This window comes from Streptomyces natalensis ATCC 27448 (assembly GCF_000935125.1).
Lineage (GTDB): Bacteria > Actinomycetota > Actinomycetes > Streptomycetales > Streptomycetaceae > Streptomyces > Streptomyces natalensis.
In genome coordinates, this window is record NZ_JRKI01000017.1 from 124,120 (window position 1) to 146,383 (window position 22,264).

21 protein-coding genes are annotated in these 22,264 nt (G+C 72.7%); 10 read left to right on the plus strand and 11 right to left on the minus strand.

Annotation, left to right across the window (positions count from 1 at the left end; genetic code table 11):
- Together SNA_RS11720 and SNA_RS11725 are read right to left on the minus strand one after the other, a co-directional pair.
- The gene (locus SNA_RS11720; protein ID WP_030071080.1) at positions 1 to 1,626 is read right to left on the minus strand and encodes an ABC-F family ATP-binding cassette domain-containing protein; all 1,626 of its coding nucleotides are present in this window, start codon (positions 1,624 to 1,626) and stop codon (positions 1 to 3) included.
- Positions 1,627 to 2,011: 385 nt separating this feature from the next.
- A complete protein-coding gene (locus tag SNA_RS11725; protein ID WP_044364887.1) occupies positions 2,012 to 3,478 on the minus strand; it encodes a cytochrome P450 in 1,467 nt (488 codons plus the stop codon).
- An 80-nt stretch (positions 3,479 to 3,558) separates the two neighbouring features.
- Between SNA_RS11725 and SNA_RS11730 the strand changes: the two genes are divergently transcribed.
- The 3 genes from SNA_RS11730 (at position 3,559) to SNA_RS11740 (ending at position 6,099) form a co-directional block, all read left to right on the plus strand.
- On the plus strand, positions 3,559 to 3,975 hold the full coding sequence (locus SNA_RS11730) for a (2Fe-2S) ferredoxin domain-containing protein (protein ID WP_198535023.1): 417 nt from the start codon (positions 3,559 to 3,561) through the stop codon (positions 3,973 to 3,975).
- A gap of 157 nt (positions 3,976 to 4,132) precedes the next feature.
- Positions 4,133 to 4,930, plus strand: coding sequence for a response regulator transcription factor (locus SNA_RS11735; RefSeq protein ID WP_030071088.1), 798 nt, complete (start codon positions 4,133 to 4,135; stop codon positions 4,928 to 4,930).
- Positions 4,927 to 6,099, plus strand: coding sequence for a sensor histidine kinase (locus SNA_RS11740; RefSeq protein WP_044364701.1), 1,173 nt, complete (start codon positions 4,927 to 4,929; stop codon positions 6,097 to 6,099). Before SNA_RS11735 ends, SNA_RS11740 begins: the two co-directional genes overlap by 4 nt.
- Positions 6,100 to 6,103: 4 nt before the next feature.
- On the opposite strand, the gene SNA_RS11745 is transcribed toward SNA_RS11740, so the two are convergent.
- The 8 genes from SNA_RS11745 to SNA_RS11780 all read right to left on the minus strand — a co-directional run bounded on the left by SNA_RS11745 (position 6,104) and on the right by SNA_RS11780 (position 15,387).
- Positions 6,104 to 6,784 carry an NAD(P)H-dependent oxidoreductase gene (locus SNA_RS11745; RefSeq protein WP_030071090.1) on the minus strand — a complete coding sequence of 227 codons (681 nt, stop codon included), beginning with the start codon at positions 6,782 to 6,784 and terminating at the stop codon, positions 6,104 to 6,106.
- Between the two features lie 125 nt (positions 6,785 to 6,909).
- Positions 6,910 to 7,254, minus strand: coding sequence for an ArsR/SmtB family transcription factor (locus SNA_RS11750; protein WP_030071092.1), 345 nt, complete (start codon positions 7,252 to 7,254; stop codon positions 6,910 to 6,912).
- Between the two features lie 82 nt (positions 7,255 to 7,336).
- A complete protein-coding gene (locus SNA_RS11755; protein ID WP_078969850.1) occupies positions 7,337 to 8,035 on the minus strand; it encodes a cytochrome b/b6 domain-containing protein in 699 nt (232 codons plus the stop codon).
- Positions 8,019 to 8,777, minus strand: a complete 759-nt coding sequence (locus tag SNA_RS11760; RefSeq protein ID WP_030071097.1) for a molybdopterin-dependent oxidoreductase — start codon at positions 8,775 to 8,777, stop codon at positions 8,019 to 8,021. The genes SNA_RS11755 and SNA_RS11760 overlap by 17 nt, the downstream gene beginning before the upstream one ends.
- An 86-nt stretch (positions 8,778 to 8,863) precedes the next feature.
- Positions 8,864 to 10,780 carry a primary-amine oxidase gene (locus tag SNA_RS11765; protein ID WP_044364703.1) on the minus strand — a complete coding sequence of 639 codons (1,917 nt, stop codon included), beginning with the start codon at positions 10,778 to 10,780 and terminating at the stop codon, positions 8,864 to 8,866.
- Positions 10,781 to 10,782: 2 nt separating this feature from the next.
- The gene (locus tag SNA_RS11770; RefSeq protein WP_030071102.1) at positions 10,783 to 12,390 is read right to left on the minus strand and encodes an APC family permease; all 1,608 of its coding nucleotides are present in this window, start codon (positions 12,388 to 12,390) and stop codon (positions 10,783 to 10,785) included.
- Between the two features lie 34 nt (positions 12,391 to 12,424).
- Positions 12,425 to 13,366, minus strand: coding sequence for a hypothetical protein (locus SNA_RS11775; RefSeq protein ID WP_044364704.1), 942 nt, complete (start codon positions 13,364 to 13,366; stop codon positions 12,425 to 12,427).
- 365 nt (positions 13,367 to 13,731) lie between these two features.
- Positions 13,732 to 15,387, minus strand: coding sequence for an FAD-binding dehydrogenase (locus SNA_RS11780; RefSeq protein WP_030071108.1), 1,656 nt, complete (start codon positions 15,385 to 15,387; stop codon positions 13,732 to 13,734).
- Between the two features lie 211 nt (positions 15,388 to 15,598).
- Here SNA_RS11780 and SNA_RS11785 point away from each other — a divergent pair, with 211 nt between their 5' ends.
- The 7 genes from SNA_RS11785 to SNA_RS11815 all read left to right on the plus strand — a co-directional run bounded on the left by SNA_RS11785 (position 15,599) and on the right by SNA_RS11815 (position 21,633).
- Positions 15,599 to 16,492, plus strand: coding sequence for a DMT family transporter (locus SNA_RS11785; RefSeq protein WP_030071110.1), 894 nt, complete (start codon positions 15,599 to 15,601; stop codon positions 16,490 to 16,492).
- Between the two features lie 387 nt (positions 16,493 to 16,879).
- Positions 16,880 to 17,452: an NUDIX hydrolase gene (locus SNA_RS11790; RefSeq protein ID WP_420823469.1), complete on the plus strand. Its 573-nt coding sequence runs from the start codon at positions 16,880 to 16,882 to the stop codon at positions 17,450 to 17,452.
- A gap of 10 nt (positions 17,453 to 17,462) precedes the next feature.
- Positions 17,463 to 17,879, plus strand: coding sequence for a YidH family protein (locus SNA_RS11795; RefSeq protein WP_044364709.1), 417 nt, complete (start codon positions 17,463 to 17,465; stop codon positions 17,877 to 17,879).
- Complete coding sequence (locus tag SNA_RS11800) at positions 17,876 to 18,226, plus strand: DUF202 domain-containing protein (protein ID WP_030073018.1); 351 nt, start codon at positions 17,876 to 17,878, stop codon at positions 18,224 to 18,226. The genes SNA_RS11795 and SNA_RS11800 overlap by 4 nt, the downstream gene beginning before the upstream one ends.
- Positions 18,227 to 18,239: 13 nt before the next feature.
- Positions 18,240 to 19,160: an MBL fold metallo-hydrolase gene (locus tag SNA_RS11805; protein WP_044364712.1), complete on the plus strand. Its 921-nt coding sequence runs from the start codon at positions 18,240 to 18,242 to the stop codon at positions 19,158 to 19,160.
- Positions 19,161 to 19,341: 181 nt separating this feature from the next.
- Positions 19,342 to 20,394 (plus strand): phosphotransferase family protein, encoded by a 1,053-nt coding sequence (locus SNA_RS11810; protein WP_030073014.1) that lies wholly within the window; start codon positions 19,342 to 19,344, stop codon positions 20,392 to 20,394.
- A gap of 6 nt (positions 20,395 to 20,400) precedes the next feature.
- A complete protein-coding gene (locus tag SNA_RS11815) occupies positions 20,401 to 21,633 on the plus strand; it encodes an acyl-CoA dehydrogenase family protein (protein WP_044364714.1) in 1,233 nt (410 codons plus the stop codon).
- An 11-nt stretch (positions 21,634 to 21,644) separates the two neighbouring features.
- On the opposite strand, the gene SNA_RS11820 is transcribed toward SNA_RS11815, so the two are convergent.
- Complete coding sequence (locus tag SNA_RS11820) at positions 21,645 to 22,253, minus strand: TetR/AcrR family transcriptional regulator (protein ID WP_044364715.1); 609 nt, start codon at positions 22,251 to 22,253, stop codon at positions 21,645 to 21,647.
- Between the last annotated feature and the right edge of the window lie 11 nt (positions 22,254 to 22,264).

Sequence of the window (22,264 nt, forward strand, 5' to 3'; positions counted from 1 at the left end):
CTACATCGGTTCGGTGGTGGTCAGTTCGCCGTCCTCCAGGGCCAGCCAGCGGGTGATGCCGAGGTCGCGCAGGAACGGCAGGTCGTGGCTGACGACCAGGAGAGCGCCCTGGTAGGACTCCAGGGCCGTGACGAGGCGGCGGACGGAGGCCATGTCGAGGTTGTTCGTCGGCTCGTCCAGCATCAGCAGCTGCGGCGCCGGTTCGGCCAGCATCAGGGCGGCGAGGGAGGCGCGGAAGCGTTCGCCGCCGGAGAGGGTCGCGGCGTCCTGGTCGGCGCGGGCGCCCTTGAACAGGAAGCGGGCGAGCCGGGCGCGGATGCGGTTGTTGGTGGCGTCCGGGGCGAAGCGGGCGACGTTCTCGACGATGGTCAGGTCGTTGTCGAGGACCTCCAGGCGTTGGGGCAGGAAGCGGTGGGGGACGTGGGTCACGGCCGTTCCCGACCGTGGCGGGAGCTCGCCGGTGAGGGTGCGCAGCAGGGTGGTTTTGCCGCAGCCGTTGCGGCCGGTGAGGGCGATGCGTTCGGGGCCGCGGACCTCCAGGTGGGCGTGGGCGCCGGAGCGGAGGGTGAGGTCGTCGAGGGTCAGGACGGTGCGGCCCGGCGGTACGGCGGTGTGTGGGAGGTCGATGCGGATCTCGTCGTCGTCGCGGACCGCTTCGGCGGCCTCGTCCAGGCGTTCTCTGGCTTCCTTGAGGCGTTCGGTGTGCAGGATGCGGTGTTTGCCGGCGGATACCTGGGCCTCCCTCTTGCGCTCGTTCATGACGATCTTCGGCTCGCGTTTGGTGGCGCTCATCTTGTTGCCGTAGCGGACCCGGCGGGCCAACTTGACGTGGGCGTCGGTCAGTTCGCGCTTCTGGCGCCGGACGTCGGCCTCGGCGACCCGCATCATGCGCTCGGCGGCCTCCTGCTCGACGGCCAGGGCCTGTTCGTAGGCGGTGAAGTTGCCGCCGTACCAGTGGATCTCTCCGGCGCGGAGGTCGGCGATCCGGTCGACGCGTTCGAGGAGTTCGCGGTCGTGGCTGACGACCAGGAGGACGCCGGACCAGCCGCTGACCGCGTCGTAGAGCCGCCGGCGGGCGGTGCGGTCGAGGTTGTTGGTGGGTTCGTCCAGCAGGAGGACGTCCGGGCGGCGCAGGAGGAGCGCGGCCAGGCGGAGCAGGACGCATTCGCCGCCGGAGACCTCGCCGATGGTGCGGTCGAGGTCGAGGGCGGACAGTCCCAGCTGGTCGAGGGTGGCGCGGGCGCGTTCCTCGACGTCCCAGTCTTCGCCGATGGCGGTGAAGTGCTCCTCGCCGGTCTCGCCGCGCTCGATGGCGTGCAGGGCGGCGCGGGTCTCGGCGATGCCGAGGGCCTGGTCGACGCGGAGGTGGGTGTCGAGCGGGGCGTGCTGCGGGAGGTGGCCGACCTCGCCGGCGATGCGCACCCGGCCGGCGGTCGGGGTCAGTTCGCCCGCGATCAGCTTCAACAGGGTGGATTTCCCTGCCCCGTTGAGGCCGATGAGGCCGGTACGGCCGGGGCCGACGGCGAGCTGGAAATCGTCCAGTACGGGGGTGCCGTCGGGCCAGGCGAAGGTGAGGTCGGTGCAGGTGAGGGAGGGGGCGGAGGGGGTGGGGCGGGGCTTTGACATACAGGTCTCCTGGTGCGCGGGGCGGGACGTGGGGACTGCGCAGGGAGACACCGCGGGAGATCGTCGTCGGGTGCACCGGGGTACGCCGTGCAGGGTGGCCGTGCCGGCCGGGCCCTGCAGGGGCCGTTCAGGCGGCCGTGCGGGTACGCCGAGGTCGCGGACGGTCGGCCGCGCGATGCCGGTGCACTGCGGCGATCCGGATGGGGATCGCGGGCGCGGGGCATATCGCGGGGCGCGGTGTCTCAGGACCTCAGACGAGCAACGGCCTTCTCCTGTCGGGACGGTGGCGCCGTGGCGGCGCGCTGGAACCGGTGATGACCGTACGCGCACCGCCACGGAAACGCAAACGCTATTTTCGTTGCGTTTGCCTGAGCCCTCTTGAGCTCTACGGAGCGGGGGTGCGCGGTCGCAGCCGTACGCGCGCCGGGCCCGTCGCCTGGAGGGTGATCCCGGCCGCCACCGGCACCTCCTCGTCCACCGCCTCCAGTTCGTACGCGCGCAGCAGCGTCGCCAGCGCCAGTACGGATTCCAGCATCGAGAAGTGCTGGCCGATGCAGGCGCGCGGGCCGCCGCCGAACGGGAACCATGCGTAGCGGTGGCGGGCCGCCTCGCGGTCGGGGGTGAAGCGGTCCGGGTCGAAGCGGTCCGGGTCCGGCCACAGGTCCGGGTGGCGGTGGGTGACCCAGGGCGAGACGACGACATCGGCGCCGGGCGGGACGGTGAAGCCGCCGAGGGTGGTGGCCTCGACGGCGCGGCGGCTGATGACCGGGGCCGCCGGGTACAGTCGCATGGCCTCCTTCAACGCCCGCGTCAGGCACGGCAGTCGCTCCAGGTCGGCGGCCGTCGGGGGGCGCGGGGTGGCGCCCGTGGTGCCGCCCGGTGTGCCCTCCCCCAGGACGCGGTCGATCTCGTCCTGGACGCGCCGCTGCTCCTCGGGGTGGCGGGCGAGGAGGTGGAGGGTGAAGGCCAGCGAGGTCGCCGTCGTCTCGTGGCCGGCCAGCAGGAAGATCAGGACCTGTTCGCGCACTTCGGTGGCGTCGAGCGAACCGTCCTCGTCGTTGGCGGCCTCGGTGAGGAGGGTCAGCAGGTCGTCGGCGGCCGACTTGCCCTCTTGAGCCGGTTCGGCCGTCGCGGTCGGCCCGTCGGTCGGCCCGGTCTGCACGGTCGGCCCGGTCGCCGGGCGTCGCTCCGCGATGATGCGGTCGCACAGTGCGTTCAGCTCGTCGATGGCCGCGCGTGCCTTCCGGTTGCCCGGGGTGGGCCACTCGCGCGGGATCTTCACGGGGACGTAGGCGCGCCGTACGACATAGGCGTTGATGACCGGAGCGCAGCGGTCGATGGCGTCCACCGCCGCCTCCGCGTCCGTACCGAACAGGATGCGCGAGACGGTGCGCAGGGCCAGGCGGTTCATTTCGGGGACGAGGTCCACGGTGTGGTCGGCGGCGGTGCGCCAGCGCGCGGCGACGGCGTCGGCCTCGGCCGTCACGGCGGTCGCACAGCCGTCGACGCGGCGCTTGGTGAACAACGGCTGCACCAGCCGCCGCTGCCGCAGATAGTCGGCGTCCTGGCTGGTGAGCAGGCCGTTGCCGAAGCTCTGGCGGACCTCCTCGTACAGCGGGTGGTCCTTGCGGAAGGTGACGGCCTCGGAGGCGAGGACCTGCTGGACGGCCTCGGGGGCGAAGACCGCGTAGAACACGCTGCGCAGACCGGGCGGGCCGGCCTCCAGGCGGACCACATCGCCGTGTTCGCGCCGGGCCCGTAAGAAGGTTCCGAGGGAGTCGCGGCGCAGGTCGAGCATCGAGCCGAGGAGGGGGAGGCCGTCGGGGCCGGGGATGGTCATGGTCATGGTCATGGTCATGGCGGATTCCTGTCCAGTTCGTGTCCGGAAAACGCGTCGGAGGCCGGGCCGGTACGGCACGTAGCATGGGCCGGATGATCAGCAAGCGTTCCGGCCGGGCGGCCGCCGAGGCCCCGTGTCGTGTCACCGTCTGCCGCGGCTGCTGCTGCGGCGATCCCGCCAAGATCCCGGGTGTCGACCACAGCGAACAGATTCCGCGGCTGCGCGCGGCGCTCGCGGGCGCGGCGCCGGTCCGTGCCTCGGAGTGCCTGGACGTGTGTGACCAGGCGAATGTGGTGGTGGTCCAGCCGTCGGCGGCGGGCCGGGCCGCGGGCGGGCGGCCGGTGTGGCTGGGGCTGGTCAATGACGACGACGCGCTGGCGGACATCGCCTCCTGGATACGGGCCGGGGGCCCGGGGCTCGCCGAACCGCCGGGGGTGCTCGACCTGTACGCGATCACCGTGTCGCGGCGGGTGCGGGAGGGGTTGGAGGGACAGCCACCCGGGCGATGACCGGCACCCGATGCCCAGCCCCATACCGGCGCCCGATACGGGGCCCGAGACCGGCGCCGACGATTACCGGAGTCTGACGATTACCGGAGTCTTACGGGACGTGTCACGGGGCGGGACCGTACTCCCCTCCGGCCCTCCGGTGGTGTTGGCTGGAAACATGACGTCCCCTGCGTCCCCCCGGCCCTCCGCGGCCGCGCCCGCCGCTCCCCCGCCGTCCGCGCAGATCCCGCCGCACGGGCCGCCGCGTCGTGTGCTGGTCGTCGAGGACGATCCGACCGTCGCCGAGGTGGTGACCGGCTATCTCGCCCGTGCCGGGTACGCGATCGAGCACGCCGCCGACGGGTTCGCCGCGCTCGACCGGGCCGCGGCCTTCCGCCCGCATCTGGTCGTCCTCGATCTGATGCTGCCGGGCATCGACGGCCTGGAGGTGTGCCGGCGGCTGCGCCGGGCGGCCGACGGGCCCGCCGTCCCGGTGGTGATGCTGACGGCACGGGGCGACGAGGCGGACCGTATCCTCGGGCTCGAACTGGGCGCGGACGACTACGTCACCAAGCCGTTCAGCCCCCGGGAGCTGGTCCTGCGGATCGGCTCGGTGCTGCGCCGCGCCGAATCCGCGCCACCGGCCGCGGCGCACTCCCCCGTACTGCGCTGCGGCGACCTCACCGCCGACCCCGGCGGCCGCCGCGCCGACCGGGCCGGGCGCGAACTCGCCCTCACGGCCCGAGAGTTCGACCTGCTGGTCTTTCTGATGCGGCACCCGGGGCAGGTCTTCTCGCGGGAGGAGCTGCTGCACCGGGTGTGGGGGTGGGAGTTCGGGGATCTGTCGACGGTGACGGTGCATGTGCGCCGGCTGCGCGAGAAGATCGAGGACGATCCGGCGGCGCCGGCGCTGGTGACGACGGTGTGGGGGGCGGGCTATCGCTTCGACCCGGCGGAAGGCGGGCCCCGGACATGACGGACTTCCTGGTCATCGTGGCCCTGGCCGCGCTCGGCGCGGCCGTCGTCGGGCTGCTCGCCGCGCCCGCCGTACGGGTGCTGCGGCGGCGTTCGGTCGCGCTGTCGCTGTTCGCGGTGGCGGCGCTGGCGGTGGCCGCGATGGCGGCCGGGACGGTGGCGGTCGCCCAGGCGATGTTCCTTTCCGGCCATGACCTGGGCGTGGTGATGGCCGTCGTCGGCGTCTCCGGAGTGGTGTCGCTGGCGGCCGCGCTGCTGTTCGGACGGCGGATCGCCAAGGGCAGCCGGGAGCTGGCACGCTCGGCCCGTACGGTCGGCAGCGAGGGCGGGTTCGTGGCACCCGCCGAGCCGCCGACGGTCGAACTCGCCGCGCTGTCCCGGGCGTTGGAGGAGACCAGCGGGCGACTGTCGGCGGCCCGGGAGCGGGAACGGGCGATGGATACCGCGCGGCGCGAGCTGATCGCCGGGATCTCGCACGATCTGCGGACCCCGCTCGCCGGGCTGCGGGCGATGGCCGAGGCGCTGGAGGACGGCGTCGCGGAGGACACCGGGCGCTATCACTCCCGGATGCGGGTCGAGGTGGACCGGCTGGCGGCGATGGTGGACGACCTCTTCGAACTGTCCCGTATCCAGGCCGGGGCGCTGGCGCTGACCTTCTCGCGGGTCTCGGTGTACGACCTGGTGGACGACGCCCTGGCGGGGGCTCGGCCGCTGGCGCGGGCGAGCGGGGTGCGGCTGGTGGACGGCGGGGTGGCTCCGCTGCCGGTCCGGGTGGATGCGCAGCAGATGACCCGGGTGCTGGGAAATCTGCTGGTCAACGCGATCCGGGCGACGCCGGCGGACGGCACGGTGGCGGTCAGCGCGCGGCCGGAGGGCGGCCGTGTGGTGCTGGCCGTCCAGGACAGCTGCGGCGGCATCCCGCCGGAGGACCTGCCGCGCGTCTTCGACACGGGCTGGCGGGGCGCACCCGCCCGCACCCCTCGCTCCCCCATTCTCGGCCTCTCCCCAGGCACGGGAGGTGCCCCCCTCGGCGAGGGCGGAACCGGGGCCGGCCTCGGCCTGGCGATCGTCCGGGGCATCGTGGAGGCACACGACGGGCGGGCCACGGTACGTAATGCCGGGGCGGGGTGCCGGTTCGAGGTGGAGCTGCCCGCGGCCGACGGACGTTAGGGGGTCAGCGGACGGCGGCCCCCACCTCCGCCGCGGCGAGCGCTATGGACTCTCTGACCGTGTCCAGTGCGGCCGCCCTTTCCCGGTCGGTCATACGGGCCGGGGCATGGGTGACCACGGGGTTGAGGACCTGGTAGCCGACGAACTCCAGCATGCCGCGGTGGATGTGGAACAGGAAGTCGTCCATCGCGCCGAGGGCGCCACCGGGCCGGAAGGACTCACTGGACCCGCCGGTCGTGAACAGCAGCATCGCCCGCTTCCCGGCGAGCGCCGCGTCACCGAAGAGGCCGTGGTCCCCGCCGAAGACGGCGCCCATCACGAAGACGCGGTCCACCCATCCCTTGAGGATGGCGGGCAGCGAGAACCACCACAGCGGGAACGACAGCACCAGCAGATCGGCGGCGAGCAGCCGGTCGAGATGGGCCTTGACGACCGCGTCGAGCGTCCCGTCCTTGACCGCGCGCTGCTGCTCGGCCTGCGGCTTGAAGTGGCCTTCCACCGGCCCGAATTCCTCGCGTCCGAGGGCCGGCGTCCATCCCTCGGAGTAGAGGTCGAGGACGTCGACCCGGTACCCGGCATCGCGCAGGGCCTGGGCCGCGGTGGCCATCTGGGCGGTGCTGAACGAATGGGGCTCGGGGTGAGCGTGAACGATCAGGGCGGTGGGCGCAGCATCGAAGGTCGACATGGAAGAATCATATCGACATATTGCGATGCGTCAATGGGATAGGGCGATGGCCCGTGACGATGGGCCGTGTGCCTCGGATGTGCGCCCGGGATGCGTGCCTCAGATGTGTGCGTCGGATGTGTGCGTCAGAGGGTGGTGCCGATCGCTCGTGCCACCTGCGTCAGCCGCTCCTCGTCCCGCCGGTAGTGGGTCCACTTGCCCACCCGGGTGGGACGCACGAGTCCCGCCCGTTCGAGGGTGCTCATATAGCTGGAGACGGTCGACTGCGCGAGACCCGACTTCGCCTGGATGTGGGTGACGCACACACCGACCGTCCGGCGGTCCGCGATCGGCTCGTACGCGCTGAAGTGCACCTCGGGGTCCTTGAGCCACTGCATGATCTGGAGACGGGCAGGGTTGCCGAGGGCCTTGAACACCTCGATCAGATCACCCGACTCCGGTGCCGGTGCCGTTCCCGTCGTCGCGGCCATGAGCCACCTCTCTCGCCAGACGCTCCGAAGACGTTTCGACACACCACGGTATCTCGATGGGTGATCCGCCTCCGGTCCGCGGCTAGGGCCTCCCCCTGTGCTCCCACAGCGGATGCTCGCGCCGGGCCCACTTCGCGTCCACCGAGCCCGTCCGCATCCCCCGTCGCGCCTCCGGGTCGCCGAAGGCCATCCAGACGTGGCCGGCGACGACGATGATCACGGCCAGGGCGAGCCAGTCGTGGACGAAGGTGGCGCCGGTGCGCCACATCAGCGGGGCAAGGTGGGTGAACCACATCAGCAGGCCGGTGGCCATCATCACCAGGGCGGCGCCGGCGATCCAGGCGGCGTAGAGCTTCTGACCGGCGTTGAACTTGCCGGCCGGGCGGCCGGTACGGCGGCGGCGGAGGGCGGAGTGGAGCCAGCGGCGGTCGTGCGGGCCGTAGCGGTTGAGGCGGGTGAGGTCGGCGCGCAGGGCGCGGGAGGCCAGGCCCAGCAGGAGCGGGACGGGCAGGAGGATGCCGGACCATTCGTGGACGGTGACCATCAGGGCGCGGCGGCCGACGAGTTCGGCGAGGAAGGGGAGGTAGAGGCAGGCCGCGGTGAGGATGCAGATCGTCAGCAGGGTGGCGGTGGTGCGGTGCACCCAGCGTTCGGCCGGGGTGAAGCGGGGGATGCGGGCTCCGGGGCCCGTGCCGCCTCCCGTGCCGCCTCCCGTGCCGCCTCCGGTGGCGGCCCCGGGGCCGCCACCGGAATCCGTGGTGCGGTCAGCTGGTCGGGGCATCGTCACGTCCGTTCGAGCGGCCGACCCAGGCGTCGACGTCGTAGCCGCGTTCTTCCCAGAAGCCGGGTTCCACGCGGTCGGTGACGGTGATGCCGGAGAGCCATTTCGCCGATTTGTAGAAGTACATGGGGGCCACGTAGAGGCGGACCGGGCCGCCGTGGTCGTGGCCGAGGGGTTTGTCCTGCATGCGGAGGGCGACCAGGACGTCCGGGCGGCGGGCCTGGGCGAGGGTGAGCGATTCGCTGTAGGAGCCGTCGAAGGAGGTGAAGCGGACGGCCTTGGCGCGGGGGCCGATGCCGGCGGCGTCGAGGAGGGTGGCGAGGCGTACGCCTTCGAAGGGGGTGCCGGGGACCCGCCAGCCGGTGACGCACTGGACGTCGTGGACGATCCGGGTCTGCGGGAGGCGGTGCAGATCGGCGAGGCGGTAGGTGGTGGGGCGGCGGACCAGGCCGTCGAGGGTGAGGCGGTAGGTGTGTTCGTCCTTGTGCGGTACGGATCCGGTCACCGAGTAGTAGCGGAAGCCCCCGCCGGCGGGGAGCAGGCCGGAGAGGCCGGTGGGGTCCTTCTGGGCGGCGGCGCCGATGGTGTCGTCGTATGCGCGCTGGAGGACGGGGCCGGCCGCGATCCCGGCGGCGCCGGCGGCGAGCATGCCGAGCACCAGGCGGCGGCCCACGGGGGCGCCGCGGCCGTCGGTACCGCTGCCGTCCGCGGTGTGGGGCGGATGTGCGTCGTCCTTGGTCACCCCCCGATTCGAACACCGCACGGCGGCCGGGGCCAGTGTCCCGGCCCCGGCGTCAGACTTTCGTCATGGGTCTGCCCGCACCGGGGTCAGCACCCCTCACCCCCGCAGTGCCCGCCCCCCTCCGCCGGCAGGTCGAGGGCGGGGTTGCGGTCGAAGAAGCCGGTGGGGCGGAGGGTGAAGCCGCAGCGGTCGACGGGCATGATCGGCCAGTCCTCCAGGCGGGGGAGGTGGGTGGGGCCGAAGGTGTGCCAGAGGGTGAGTTCGGTGGCGAGGAGGGATTCGCCGGGGCGGGACCAGGCGAGGACGCCGGCGCCGCCGGGGTGCTGGTTGGGGTAGTCGCCGTCGGGGAAGCGGCGTTCGGGGCGGGTGGCGGTGACCCACAGGTGGCGGGTGGCGTAGCCGACGCGGCGGGCGGCGGCGGAGTCGGGGCGGGCGAGGAGGGTGGGGCCGGGCTGCGGGACGAGGGTGTAGGCGACGGGGCGGCCCATACGGTTGTGGGCGGCGGGGTTGGTGATCGCCCAGCGGCGGCCGGCGGTGGTGTCGGCGAACCGGCCCGCTTCCGCCGCATCGGCGACGGGGGTGGTGCGGGTGGTGAAGGCGTTGCCGCGCGGGTTGTCCGGGCCCGTGGGGAGCGGGACGACGTCGATCTCCTCGACGGTGTTGGCGTGGCCGTCGACCGCCGGGTCGAGGCGGGCGCAGAAGAGGTGCTGGTGGAAGGGTGCCTGGAGGCCGGGGGCGATCTCGGTGGCGTGGCCGGTGTGTTCGCCGGGGGCGGTGGCGGTGGTCTGCACCAGGCCGGTGGACTTGGCCTCGAACTCGATGGTGCCGTCCTGGTAGAGGTACCAGTAGAAGGCGTAGTCGTAGTTGCCGAGGGTGGTGATGAAGGAAATCACCAGGCGGCGGGAGCGGCGGCTCTCGGCGGCGAAGTCGGCGAACATATTGGTGTGTTTCCACAGAAGGCCGTGGTCCTCCTCGTGGATGCAGATGGCGTTCGGCAGCGTCTGCGGGGTGCAGTGGTCGTCGGCGACGACGGCGTCGAGGTAGCGGATCTCGCCGAGGCAGTCGCAGCCCAGGCGGAGCGCGTTGGCGTTGCGGCCGAGGGTGTATTCGCCGACGTCGAGGTAGCAGACCCAGTTGCGGGTGGCGTCGGGGTCGGCGTACGGGACGGCCATTTCGGCGAGGGAGGCGCGGTGCAGTATGGGGCGCAGCCGGTCGCCGTCACGGTGGCATATCTGGTGCAGGACGAGGCCCTCGCGGGCGTTGAAGTCGAGCCGTAACTGCCAGTTCTGCCAGGTGAGGACCGTTCCGTCGAGGGTGAAGGAGGGGCCGTCGGGCTGGGTGATGTCGAGGGGTTTGAGGTCGGTGCGGGGCGGGCCGGTGAACTGGGGCTCGTAGCGGCCGCATTCGGCGGGGACGGGGACGGGGCCGGTGTCGGTGAGGCGGAGGACGCGGGCCTCGGTGAGGTCGACGTCGGCGACCAGGCCGGCGACGGGGTGGGCGAAGGCGTTGTCGGTGGTCTCGCAGCGCAGGAAGGTCAGGGAGCGCAGCATCCGGCGGCCGCGTTCCTCCTCGATGGCGAAGTTGCCGGCGGCGAGCGGGGCGCAGACGGCCAGTTGGGTGTCGGTGATCCCGCGGTCGGCCATGGCCTTGCGCCAGCCCGGGTCGGCCTTGACGATCGCGTCGCAGCGCTCGTACTCCTCGAAGAGGATCGGCGGTTGGCCGTCGGCTTCGGGGTCGAGGGGGCGGTGGGCGAGCACGGTGCGGGCGGTGACGTCGACGAGGGCTTCGTGGCCGTGTCCGGTGGCCGGTTCGAGGAGGGTGACGCGCAGCCGGCGGGCGACGGGGTGGCCGGGGCGGTGGGCGGTGACGGTGTGCCGGTCGGGTTCGTCGAGGAGGACGAGCGGGTAGCGGGTGGTCTCCCCGGCCAGGCCGGCGTCCTCCAGGACGGTGCGGGCGGTGGTGATTTCGTCGGCGGTCAGCGGGTCGAGGGGGTGGGGGGTCATGGTCAGTTCTCCTCGTGCGGGACGGCGGTCGCGGGGGTCGCCGCGCCGGCCGCCTTGTCCAGCTGGAATGCCTCGTTGCCGAGCCCGATCCGGGCGTGCAGCTCGGGCTGCCGGGCGCGCAGTACGCGCCCGTGCACGAGGCCGATGGCGGCGGCGATCCCGATCAGGGAGGGCAGCAGCCAGGTCAGTACGGAGCCCTGCTCGGCGGAGACCAGGACGTCGAAGTCGGTGACGCCGTAGCCGAGGACGACGAGCAGGGCGAGGGCGGCGAGGGCGGCGCAGATCAGCCGGGTGGCCTGGGCGCGGCCGGCGCCGCGGCGTACGAAGAAGACGATGACGGCGACGGAGGCGGTGGCCATCAGCAGGATCACGCCGATGGCGCCGACGTTGCCGGCCCAGGTGAAGAGCTGGAGGACGGGGGCGGTCGGGTCGCCCGCGGGCTTGTCGTCGGTGGCGGCGAAGGCGGTGACGACGAGCAGGGCGATGACGGTCTGGAGGAGGGAGCCGAGGGCGGGGGCGCCGCTGGCCTTGGCGGTGCGGCCGAGGGGGGCGGGCAGCAGGCCCTCGCGGCCCATGGCGAAGGCGTAGCGGGCGACGACGTTGTGGAAGCTGAGCATCGACGCGAAGATCCCGGTGACGAAGAACAGGTGCAGGACGTCGACGAAGACGGCGCCCAGGCGCGGTTCGGACAGGGCGAAGATCAGTTGCGGGCCGTACTTGCCGGCGGTGGCGACGACGTGGTCGGGTCCGGTGGCGACGCCGATGAGCCAGGAGCTGAGGGCGAAGAAGACCGCGACGATGCCGACGCACAGGAACATCACCCGGGCGACGACGGTTCCGGGGCGGCTGGTCTCCTCGGCGTAGACGGGGGCCTGTTCGAAGCCGACGAAGGCGGTGACGGCGAAGCAGAGGGTGGTGCCCAGGCCCGCGCCGCCGAGGGTGGTGGGGTCGAAGGCGTGCAGGGACAGGCCCTGCGGTCCGGGCCGGGTGGCGAAGGAGGTGTCGAAGACGACGATCATGGCGACCTCGATGCACAGGAGGACGCCGAGCACCCTGGCGTTGAGGTCGATCTTCAGGGCGCCGAGCACTCCGGTGACCGCGACGGCCAGCAGGCCGGGGATCCACCAGGCGACGGTGACGGAGAAGTGACGTTCCAGCAGGCCGGAGACCTCGAAGCCGAAGATGCCGTAGATACCGCACTGGAGGGTGCTGTAGGAGGCGAGGGCGACGAAGGAGGCGCCGGCGCCGACGGTGCCGCCCAGGCCGCGGGCGATGTAGGCGTAGAACGCGCCGGCGTTGTGGACGTGGCGGCTCATTTCGGCGTAGCCGACGCTGAAGAGGGCCATGACGACGCCGAGGATGACGAAGAGCAGTGGCTGTCCGACGATTCCCATGACCTGGTAGGTGGTGGCCATGACGCCGGCGACGACCATGAGGGGTGCGCTGGCGGCCAGTACGGACAGCAGGAGGCCCGGTGTGCCGATGCGGTCGGCCCGCAGGGCGCGTTCGGTGCCCTTGAAGGTGCGGATCTGGCCGTCGGGGCCGGTGGTGCGCCCGGGTGCGGCGGGGGCGGTGGCGCTGCTCGTCTTTCCCGTACTGCCCATCGGCATGGCGGGGTTGTCCTTTCCGGGGCGTGGCGTGTGGTCAGGTGGCGGCGAATGCGGTGGCGCGGGCGGCCTTGAACGCCTTGAGGGCGTCGCGGCCGGTGTAGGACCAGGGTTCGGGGGTGACGTGGGTGCCGATGCGGTGGAAGAGCGCGGCCGCCTCGGCCATCCGCCCCTCGTGGAACTTGGCGTGGGCGAGGAAGTTGAGGTCGACCTTGGAGCGGGGGTGGCCCTCGCCCTCCCATTCCAGCCACCAGTCGAAGGCGGCCTTCATGGCCTGGCGGGCGCGGCGGGTGGACCAGTGGCCGGCGGCGTCGGGTTGCAGGCCGTGGGCGGCCAGGACGCGGTGGCGTTCGGCGTGGGCGATGACGGGGAGGACGGCCAGCGGGGAGTCGGCGGGGGCCTGTTCGGCGGCCCAGGCGGCGAAGTCGTAGACCTGGTGGAGGGGGTCGTCGCGGTCGCCCTGCTGGAGTTCGGCCAGGCAGGCCGTCATGAGGTGGTGGGCGTGGTGGTGGTCGGGGTGGCGGGCGCGGATCTGGTCGAAGGCCTGCTCGCGTTCGTCGACGGTGCCGGTGTGGCGGGCGAGGAGGAGGGCGCCGAGCCAGGGGGTGGGGTCGTCGGGCAGCATCCGGGCGGCGGTGCGGCAGGCCGTGGCGGCGGCGTGGAGGCTGTCCTTGCCGGCCAGTGCGCGCTGGACGGCGGCGCCGGCGAGCAGGGTGGCGGCGTCGCCGCTGTCGGGTTCGGCGAGCTGCCAGTCGCGGGCCCAGGAGGCGCAGCCCGGTACGGCGCCGAGGACGGTCACCCGGTGGCCGCGCAGGTCCCAGTCGGTGCCGGTCTCGGCGATCAGGGTGCGGACCTCGCCCCATCGTCCGTGGGTCAACGCCGTGACGGACGCGGCCAGTTGGGTGTCGTCGAGGCCGGGGGTGAGGACCGGGGCGTCCTTGCGGCGCGGGCGTCCCAGCGGGGGTGGGGGCGGACTCATGGACCAGGGGTCTCCAGGCCGCGCTGCACCGTTCTTCCACCTCGCTGTGTGTCGTCGTGCCGGGTCGGTCGTGGCGTGTCGCCGCCGGCGGCGGTGGACCGGTCTGCGCGCGTAGCGCGCGGCGGACGTGGTCTGGTCCACTGCGGAAATGTCACGCACAGCAAAGCGTTCGACACAGCACCGCGTCAAGGGCGGCCGGGGATTGGCCGGATTGCCCCAACTCCCCTTCCGGGTAACGGTATTGACCGCCCGACAGCCGGAACCGGCAGTTCGGCTTCCGTTTCGGCCGCGGGCCCGGACCGGCGGCCGCGGACGGCCTCGGGCCCCGTCGGGCGACCGCCCTGGCCGCGCCCCGTCCCATCCCGTCAGGCGACCGCCCTGGCCGCCGCCCGCCCCGCCGTACGCCCCGAGAACAGGCAGCCGCCGAGGAAGGTGCCCTCCAGCGAGCGGTAGCCGTGCACCCCGCCGCCGCCGAACCCGGCCACCTCACCCGCCGCGTACACGCCCGGCAGGGGCTCGCCGCCCTCGGCCAGCACCCGCGAGGACAGATCGGTCTCCAGGCCGCCGAGCGTCTTACGGGTGAGGATGCTCAGCCGCACGGCGATCAGCGGGCCGGCCTTGGGGTCGAGCAGGCGGTGCGGGGCGGCGGTGCGGATCAGCCGGTCGCCCAGGTATTTGCGGGCCCCGCGCATCGCGGTGACCTGGAGGTCCTTGGTGAAGGAGTTGGCGATCTCGCGGTCGCGGGCGACGATCTCGCGGCGCAGCGCGGCCTCGTCGATCAGCTCGTCCTCGGTGAGCGCGTTCATCCGCCGTACGAGGGAGGTCAGTGAGCGGTCGACGATGAAGTCCACGCCGTGGTCCATGAACGCCTGCACCGGGCCCGGGGCGCCGGACCGGGCCCGGGCCAGCACCTCGCGGATGCTCTTGCCGGTCAGATCCGGGTTCTGTTCCGAGCCGGAGAGCGTGAACTCCTTCTCGATGATCTTCTGGGTGAGCACGAACCAGGTGTGGTCGTGGCCGGTGCGCATGATGTGTTCGAGGGTGCCGAGGGTGTCGAAGCCGGGGAAGAGCGGAACGGGCAGCCGCTTGCCGCGGGCGTCCAGCCACAGCGGGGAGGGGCCGGACAGGATCCGGATGCCGTGCTGGGGCCAGATGGGGTTCCAGTTGTCGATGCCCTCGGTGTAGTGCCACATCCGGTCGCGGTTGATGATCCGGCCGCCGGCCTCCTCGGTGATGCCGAGCATCTTGCCGTCCACATGGGCCGGCACCCCGGACAGCATCCGCTCGGGGGCCTTGCCGAGCCGCTCGGGCCAGTTGGCCCGTACGAGGTCGTGGTTGCCGCCGATCCCGCCGGAGGTGACGATCACGGCCTGGGCGCGCAGCTCGAAGGCGCCGGTGACCTCGCGGCTGCTGGGCCGGCCGCGCTCGGCGTCCGAGGGCGCCAGGATCTCCCCGCTCACCGTGTCCACACTCCCGGCGCTGCGCGACAGCGCGGTGACCCGGTGGCGGAAGCGCAGGTCCACCAGGCCGCGGGCGGCCCCGGCCCGCACCCGGCGCTCGAACGGGGCGACCAGGCCCGGTCCGGTGCCCCAGGTGACGTGGAAGCGGGGGACGGAATTGCCGTGTCCTGTGGCGTCGTAGCCGCCCCGCTCGGCCCAGCCGACGACGGGGAAGATCCGTACGCCCTGGCGGTGCAGCCAGGCGCGCTTCTCCCCCGCGGCGAAGTCGACGTACGCCTCGGCCCATTGGCGCGGCCAGTGGTCCTCGGGCCGGTCGAAGCCCGCGGTGCCCAGCCAGTCCTGCCAGGCCAGCTCGCGGCTGTCGCGGATGCGCAGCCTGCGCTGTTCGGGCGAGTCCACCAGGAACAGGCCGCCGAAGGACCAGTGCGCCTGGCCGCCGAGCGACTGCTCGGGTTCCTGGTCGAGCAGGATGACCTTGCGTCCGGCGTCCACCAGCTCGGCGGTGGCGGCCAGTCCCGCCAGCCCCGCACCGATCACGATCACATCCGCGTCGTACGCCATCTCAGCTCTCCTCACCGGGGCCCGCCGGCCGCCCCGGCCGCCGTGACGGTCACGATCCTCAGCGTGGCGGACCATGCCGTCAACCCTTTGTTACCGGGCGGTATGCGCGGGTGCGCGCAAGAATGGGGGGTGTTGAGGGCCACCCCGGGCAGCCGCCGGATGGCTGCCCTCAGGCGCAATCCCCCGCTCCGCGCGATACGAGGTGTGCGACGTGACGGTGATTCTGCTCGCCCTTGGGGCGGCCTGTTGTCTGGGACTGGGCTTCGTGCTCCAGCAGGAAGCGGCGCAGTACGCCCCCCAGAAGGACTATCTCTCGCTGCGGCTGCTGCTGGACCTGGTGCGGATGCCGCGCTGGCTGGCCGGTATCGCGCTGATGGTGACGGGGATGGCGCTGGGCGCGCTGGCCCTGGGAATGGGTGACATCACTCTGGTGGAGCCACTGCTGGCCACCAATCTGCTGTTCGCGATGGCGCTGGCCCGGCGGCTGAGCGGGCAGCGGCTCGGGCGCAGCGGGTGGGCCGGGCTGTGGCTGCTGGCGGGCGGGGTGACGGCGTTCATCGTGGCCGGGCGGCCGCACGGCGGCGCCGGCGAGGCCGGGCGGCCGGCCCAGTGGCTGATCATGGGCCTGGTGCTGGCCACCGCCCTGGTGCTGGCGGCCGTCGCCAAACGCGAGCGGACGCATGTCAGCCTGGAGGCGGCGCTGCTGGGTGTCGCGGCCGGGCTGCTGTACGGGCTCCAGGACGCGCTGACCCGGATCAGCGGCGAGCGTTTCGGCCAGGGCGGCTGGCGCGGGCTGCTGTCCACCTGGCATCCGTACGCCATCGTCGTCCTCGGCGTGCTGGCCCTGGTCATGGTCCAGAGCGCCTTCGAGACCGCCCCGCTGCGGCTGTCGCTGCCCGCCCTGACGGCCGCCCAGCCGCTGGCCGGGATCGCCTGCGGGGTGGGCTTCCTGGGCGACCAGCTGCGGGTGACGACCGGGGCGCTGGCCTGGGAGGCGGCCGGGATAGCGGCCGTGGTGGCGGGGATCGTCCTGATCGGCAGCCATCCGGCCATGCCGCCCGGGGCCGGCAAGGCCGACCCCGTACGGGAGTTGCAGCCGCGGTGAGGCGCCCCCATCGTCAGGTGGGGGCGCCTCTTCGCTGCGCTTTGCCAGCCCCACGTTGTCGGCTTTCCCGCCGTGGGGGTGTTTCGCCGTTGCGCCTGCGGCGGGCGGTGCCGCTGCGCGGGGCTGTTCGGCAGCGGCACCGGCCCTACACGGCTCCGCCGCTACGGACCGATGCCTCCCCGTTGAGGGTGGAAAAAGACGGTGGGGGCGGACCACCGGCCTTTTCACCCCCCACCATCGGGAGGGGCCGGACTGTAGGACGAAGTCTGTAAGTCCGGCACCGCGGCCGACAAACAACCCCAGCCCGCCGCAGGCGCAACGGCGAGACAGCCGAAACCGTCGGCCCAGGCAAAGCGCAGCGGACGGGTGGGGAGACACCATGGGGGCATGACGGATCACGACATGCCGCCCCGGCTCGACGCCGACGAAATGCTCGATATCGTCGATGAGAACGATCAGGTCGTGGGGCAGGCGCCGCGCGGCGAGGCGTACGCCCGCCGGATGCGCCACCGCTGCACCTTCATCCTGGTCCGCGACGCCGAGGACCGGATCTTCGTCCACCGCCGCACCGCGCAGAAGCTCGTCTTCCCCGCCCACTACGACATGTTCGTGGGCGGGGTGGTCGGCGCCGGCGAGAGCTACGACCGGGCGGCGCTGCGCGAGGCGGAGGAGGAGCTGGGCGTACGGGGGCTGCCGCAGCCGGAGCCGCTGCTGAAGTTCCTGTACGAGACGGACGAGCACACCTGGTGGTCCGCGGTCTATCAGGTGCGCTGGACGGGGCCCGTCGACCCGCAGGCCGCGGAGATCGACTGGTACGCCTTCATGGCCGAGGAGGAGCTGGCCCGGCGCCTCGCTCAGTGGCCGTGGACGCCGGACGGGCTGGCGGCGTACCGGGAGCTGCTGGAACGGCGGGAGTTCCCCGAGGGCTCCCCCGAGGACCCGCGCGCGGCGGGCCGTTAGGGTCGGGGTCATGATCCTCTCCGACGGGCTGCGGTCGATCGGCGCGGCCGTACGGCTGTGGCTGGCGCCCGCGCGGGTCCGCGAGGAGGGCAGCACGCCCGACTACCGCTTCTCGCTGGCCAACGAGCGCACGTTCCTGGCCTGGCTGCGGACCGGGCTGGCGCTGGTCGCCGGCGGTTTCGCGGTCGACCAGTTCCTGCCCCGGCTGCATCCGGCGGTCCGGCTGACCGGCACGCTCATGCTGCTGGTGGCGGGTGCGCTGTGTGCCCTGCGGGCGGTGAACCACTGGGTGCGCTGTGAGCGGGCGATGCGCCGCGGCGAGGATCTGCCGCTGTCGCGCTTCCCGTCCGTACTGGCCCTGGGGGTCGGGGCGCTGGCGGTCGTGATGGCCGTCCTCGTCGTGCTGGGACGGATCGGCTGGCGATGAGCGAGGCGCGGCGCGACGGCGCACGGGCCCCGGCGGGCGGCTGGGATGCCGGGCTCCAGCCCGAACGCACCCGGCTGGCCTGGCGGCGTACGACCCTGGCCTGCACGGTCGCCGTCCTGCTGGCCGGGCGGCGGCTGCTGGCCGGCGGGGCTGCGGGGCCGGTGCAGGCCGGTCTGGCGGCGCTGCTCATGCTGGTGTGGGTGGCGTTCGTGGCGCTGGCCCACCGCCGGGTCCGCGAGATGGCCGCCGCCCGGCACACGCCCCTGACGCCGCGGATCGCGCTGTCGGCGGCGGGCTGCACGGTGGCACTGGCAGCCTTCGGGGCCACGATAGCGAGCACACACTGAACCGCCGCGACTCTTGGGGAGAGCACCTGTGGAAGAGCCTTATCTGACCGAACTGGCCGCCGGCGTCCATGCCTTCATCCAGCCGGACGGCGGCTGGTGTCTGAACAACGCCGGTTTCGTCACCGACGGGGACACCACCCTCGTCGTGGACACCGCCGCCACCGAACGCCGGGCGCTGCTGTTGCGGCAGCGGATCGCGCAGAGCGGCGCCGCCACGCCGCGCATGGTGGTCAACACCCACCACCACGGCGACCACACCTACGGCAACGGCGTCTTCACCCCCGAGGCGACGATCATCGGCCATGCCGCCTGCCGCCGGGAACTGCTGGCCGCGGGCCGGCAGCTGCATGCGGTCTGGCCCGAGGTGGAGTACGGCGACATCCGGCTGACCCCGCCCACGGTCACCTTCACCGACGAACTGAGCGTGCACGTCGGCGGCATCGAGGTCCGCCTGCTGCACCCGGGCGTCGCGCACACCACCGGCGACACCGTCGTCTGGCTGCCCGAGCAGCGCATCGTCTTCACCGGGGACCTGGTCTTCCACGGCGGGACGCCGTTCGTCTTCATGGGGTCGCTGTCCGGTTCGCTGCGGGCGCTGGAGCTGCTGCGGTCGCTGGATGCGGCAACCGTCGTCCCCGGGCACGGCCCGGTGACCGGCCCCGAGGTGTACGACGGGATCGAGCGCTATCTGCGGTACGTCGACCGGCTGGCGCGGGAGGCCCGGGCGGCCGGGCGGACGCCGCTGGAGGCGGCGCGGGAGGCGGACCTCGGACCGTTCGCCGGGCTGGCCGAGAGCGAGCGGCTGGTGGCGAACCTGCATCGCGCGTATGCGGAGCTGGCGGGCGCCGAGCCGGGGGCGCCGCTGGATGCGCTGACCGCGTTCGGCGAGATGACGGCGATGAACGGCGGGATTCCGATGGCCTGCCACGCGTGACGGGCCGGGGGCGGGGCGCGTGACGGGCCGGGTGGCGGGGCGCCCCGGGGCGGCGGAAACGCGCCGCGTGACGGACGCCCCACGGGCGGGCACTGGACTCCATACCGACTAGTCGGCATGATCGGGGCAGCGGTCGACCGGATGACCGTCATGCCGTCGTCATGCCGTACGGAGGACAACGATGACCCAGGGCACCCCGCCCCCGCAGGACGCGGACCGGGCCGAACCCCCCGGCCTCGACCTCGCCCGCCTGCGCGCGCATCTGGACCGGGAGCGGCCGGGCCTGGCCGCCGGGCCGCTGCGCGCGCAGCTGATCGAGGGCGGGCGGTCCAATCTGACCTATCGCGTCACCGACGGCGCCTCCTCCTGGGTGGTGCGCCGTCCGCCGCTGGGACATGTGCTGGCCACCGCGCACGACATGCGGCGCGAGCACCGCGTCATCAGCGCGCTGCACGCGACGCCGGTGCCGGTGCCCGAGACGCTGCTGCTGTGCGAGGACGACGCGGTGATCGGCGCGCCGTTCTATGTGATGGAGCTGGTCGAGGGCACGCCGTACCGCACGGCGGCCCAGCTGGCCCCGCTCGGCGCGGAGCGTACGCACGCCGTGGTGCTGTCCCTGGTCGACACCCTCGTCGATCTGCACGCGGTGGACCCCAAGGCCGTCGGGCTGGCCGACTTCGGGCGGCCGGAGGGCTTTTTGGAGCGCCAACTGCGGCGCTGGGGAAAGCAGTTGAGCGCCTCGAAGAACCGCGAGCTGGCGGGGATCGACGAGCTGCACGAGACACTGGGCCGACGGCTGCCCGCCTCCCCCGCAGCGGCTGTCGTCCACGGGGACTACCGTCTGGACAACGTCCTGGTGGGTGCCGATGACCGCATCAAGGCCGTCCTGGACTGGGAGATGTCCACCCTCGGCGATCCGCTGACCGACCTCGGGCTGCTGGTGATGTACAGCCAGGACCTGGGCCTCGCGCAGTCACCGGTGAGCACCACCAGCGGCGCGGCCGGGCACCCCTCCCCCGCCGAGCTGATCGAGCGCTATGCCGCCCGCTCGGGCCGCGACACCTCCCATATCTCCTGGTACACCGCCTTCGCCTGGTTCAAGCTCGCGGTGATCCTGGAGGGCATCCACTACCGCTACACGCTCGGCCAGACCGTCGGCGCGGGCTTCGACCGGATCGGCGAGCTCGTCCCCGTCTTCATCGACCACGGACTCACCACCCTCAAGGAAGGCTGAGACACCATGGACTTCGCATTCGACGCCCGTACGGAAGAGCTGCGTGAGCGGCTGCTGACGTTCATGGACGAGCATGTGTATCCGGCCGAGCAGACCGCCCACGAGCAGCGCTCCGCCCTCGCCTCGCCGTGGGACACCCCGGCGGTCGTCGAGGAGCTGAAGGCCGAGGCCCGGCGGCAGGGGCTGTGGAACCTGTTCTTTGTGGACCAGCACAGCTTGCCGGACGAGGAGCACGGCGCGGGGCTGACCAACCTCCAGTACGCCCCGCTGGCCGAAATCACCGGCCGCAGCCCGCAGTTGGCGCCCACCGCGCTGAACTGCGCGGCGCCGGACACCGGCAATATGGAGGTGCTGGCGCAGTTCGGCAACGAGGCGCAGCAGAAGCAGTGGCTCCGGCCGCTGCTGGCGGGCGAGATCCGGTCGGCGTTCGCGATGACGGAGCCGGAGGTGGCCTCGTCGGACGCGACCAACATCGAGACGCATATCGCGCGCGATGGCGAGGACTACGTCATCAACGGGCGCAAGTGGTACATCTCCGGGGCGATGAATCCGCTGTGCCAGATCTTCATCGTGATGGGCAAGACGGACCCGGACGGCGCCGACATCCGCCGCCAGCAGTCGATGGTGCTGGTGCCGCGCGACACCCCGGGCGTGATCGTCAAGCGGGCCATGCAGGTCTACGGCTACGAGGACCACTACCACGGCGGTCACGCCGAGGTGCTCTTCAAGGACGTCCGGGTCCCGGTGGCGAACCTCATCGGCGAGGAGGGCGGCGGCTTCGGCATCGCGCAGGCCCGGCTCGGGCCCGGCCGGATCCACCACTGCATGCGGCTGATCGGGATGGCCGAGCGCGCCATCGAGCTGATGTGCCGGCGGGCGGTGTCGCGTACGGCCTTCGGCAAGCCGCTGGCGCAGCAGGGGGTGGTCCAGGGGTGGATCGCCGATGCGCGGGTCGCGGTGGAACAGCTGCGGCTGCTGGTGCTCAAGACCGCGTGGCTGATGGACACCGTCGGCAACAAGGGCGCGCACACCGAGATCCAGGCGATCAAGATCGCCACTCCGCGGACGGTGGTGGACATCCTCGACAAGGCGGTCCAGCTGCACGGCGCGGGCGGCGTCAGCCAGGACTTCCCGCTGGCCGAGCTGTGGGCCGCGGCGCGCACGCTGCGGCTGGCGGACGGGCCGGACGAGGTGCACCAGCGGTCGCTGGCGCGGCGGGAGATCAAGCGGTACCTGTAGCGGCGGGGCAGCTACGGCCGCAGGGCCCGCAGCAGGAGATCGGCCAGGTGGTCGGCGACCTGCTGCGGGCTGAGGGGGCCCTCGGGGCGGTACCAGGTGGACAGGTGGTGCACCGACCCGAAGTGGTAGTCGACGACCAGGTCGGCGGGAGTGGCCGTGGAGAACACCCCGCTGCGCTGACCCTCCTCGATCAGCGCGCGGAACCGCTCGTGGTAGCGGCGCCGCTCGGCCCGGACCTGCTTGTTCTTCTCCGGGCTGAGGTGGTGCATGGAGCGGAAGAAGATCGACGCGTCGTCGAGGTTCTCGATGGTGGTCACGACGACGTCGGCCGCGGCCTCGCGTACCCGCTGTTCGACGGGCGCGTCGGCGTCGGCGAACGCGTCGAGGCGCTCCTGCTGGAGGCGCAGCACCCGGGAGTACACCTCCTGGAGCAGGTCCTCCTTGGAGCCGAAGTAGTGGTAGAGGGCGCCCTTGGTGACGCCGGCCGCGTCGACGATCTCCTGGACGGAGGTGCGGTCGTAGCCCTGCTCCGCGAAGAGCCGGGTGGCGGTGGCCAGCAGCCGCCGGGCCACCGGCTTCGTGCCGCCGCTGCCGTTGCCGCCGTCCCTCGTGCCGGCCATCGCCCTCACCT

Excerpts from the sequence above, each read along its gene's own strand:
- SNA_RS11720 (WP_030071080.1), bottom strand. The coding sequence starts at position 1,626 with ATGTCAAAGCCCCGCCCCACCCCCTCCGCCCCCTCCCTCACCTGCACC.
- SNA_RS11725 (WP_044364887.1), bottom strand. The coding sequence starts at position 3,478 with ATGACCATGACCATGACCATCCCCGGCCCCGACGGCCTCCCCCTCCTC.
- SNA_RS11730 (WP_198535023.1), top strand. The coding sequence starts at position 3,559 with ATGATCAGCAAGCGTTCCGGCCGGGCGGCCGCCGAGGCCCCGTGTCGT.
- SNA_RS11735 (WP_030071088.1), top strand. The coding sequence starts at position 4,133 with ATGACGTCCCCTGCGTCCCCCCGGCCCTCCGCGGCCGCGCCCGCCGCT.
- SNA_RS11740 (WP_044364701.1), top strand. The coding sequence starts at position 4,927 with ATGACGGACTTCCTGGTCATCGTGGCCCTGGCCGCGCTCGGCGCGGCC.
- SNA_RS11745 (WP_030071090.1), bottom strand. The coding sequence starts at position 6,784 with ATGTCGACCTTCGATGCTGCGCCCACCGCCCTGATCGTTCACGCTCAC.
- SNA_RS11750 (WP_030071092.1), bottom strand. The coding sequence starts at position 7,254 with ATGGCCGCGACGACGGGAACGGCACCGGCACCGGAGTCGGGTGATCTG.
- SNA_RS11755 (WP_078969850.1), bottom strand. The coding sequence starts at position 8,035 with ATGCCCCGACCAGCTGACCGCACCACGGATTCCGGTGGCGGCCCCGGG.
- SNA_RS11765 (WP_044364703.1), bottom strand. The coding sequence starts at position 10,780 with ATGACCCCCCACCCCCTCGACCCGCTGACCGCCGACGAAATCACCACC.
- SNA_RS11770 (WP_030071102.1), bottom strand. The coding sequence starts at position 12,390 with ATGCCGATGGGCAGTACGGGAAAGACGAGCAGCGCCACCGCCCCCGCC.
- SNA_RS11775 (WP_044364704.1), bottom strand. The coding sequence starts at position 13,366 with ATGAGTCCGCCCCCACCCCCGCTGGGACGCCCGCGCCGCAAGGACGCC.
- SNA_RS11780 (WP_030071108.1), bottom strand. The coding sequence starts at position 15,387 with ATGGCGTACGACGCGGATGTGATCGTGATCGGTGCGGGGCTGGCGGGA.
- SNA_RS11790 (WP_420823469.1), top strand. The coding sequence starts at position 16,880 with ATGACGGATCACGACATGCCGCCCCGGCTCGACGCCGACGAAATGCTC.
- SNA_RS11795 (WP_044364709.1), top strand. The coding sequence starts at position 17,463 with ATGATCCTCTCCGACGGGCTGCGGTCGATCGGCGCGGCCGTACGGCTG.
- SNA_RS11800 (WP_030073018.1), top strand. The coding sequence starts at position 17,876 with ATGAGCGAGGCGCGGCGCGACGGCGCACGGGCCCCGGCGGGCGGCTGG.
- SNA_RS11810 (WP_030073014.1), top strand. The coding sequence starts at position 19,342 with ATGACCCAGGGCACCCCGCCCCCGCAGGACGCGGACCGGGCCGAACCC.
- SNA_RS11815 (WP_044364714.1), top strand. The coding sequence starts at position 20,401 with ATGGACTTCGCATTCGACGCCCGTACGGAAGAGCTGCGTGAGCGGCTG.
- SNA_RS11820 (WP_044364715.1), bottom strand. The coding sequence starts at position 22,253 with ATGGCCGGCACGAGGGACGGCGGCAACGGCAGCGGCGGCACGAAGCCG.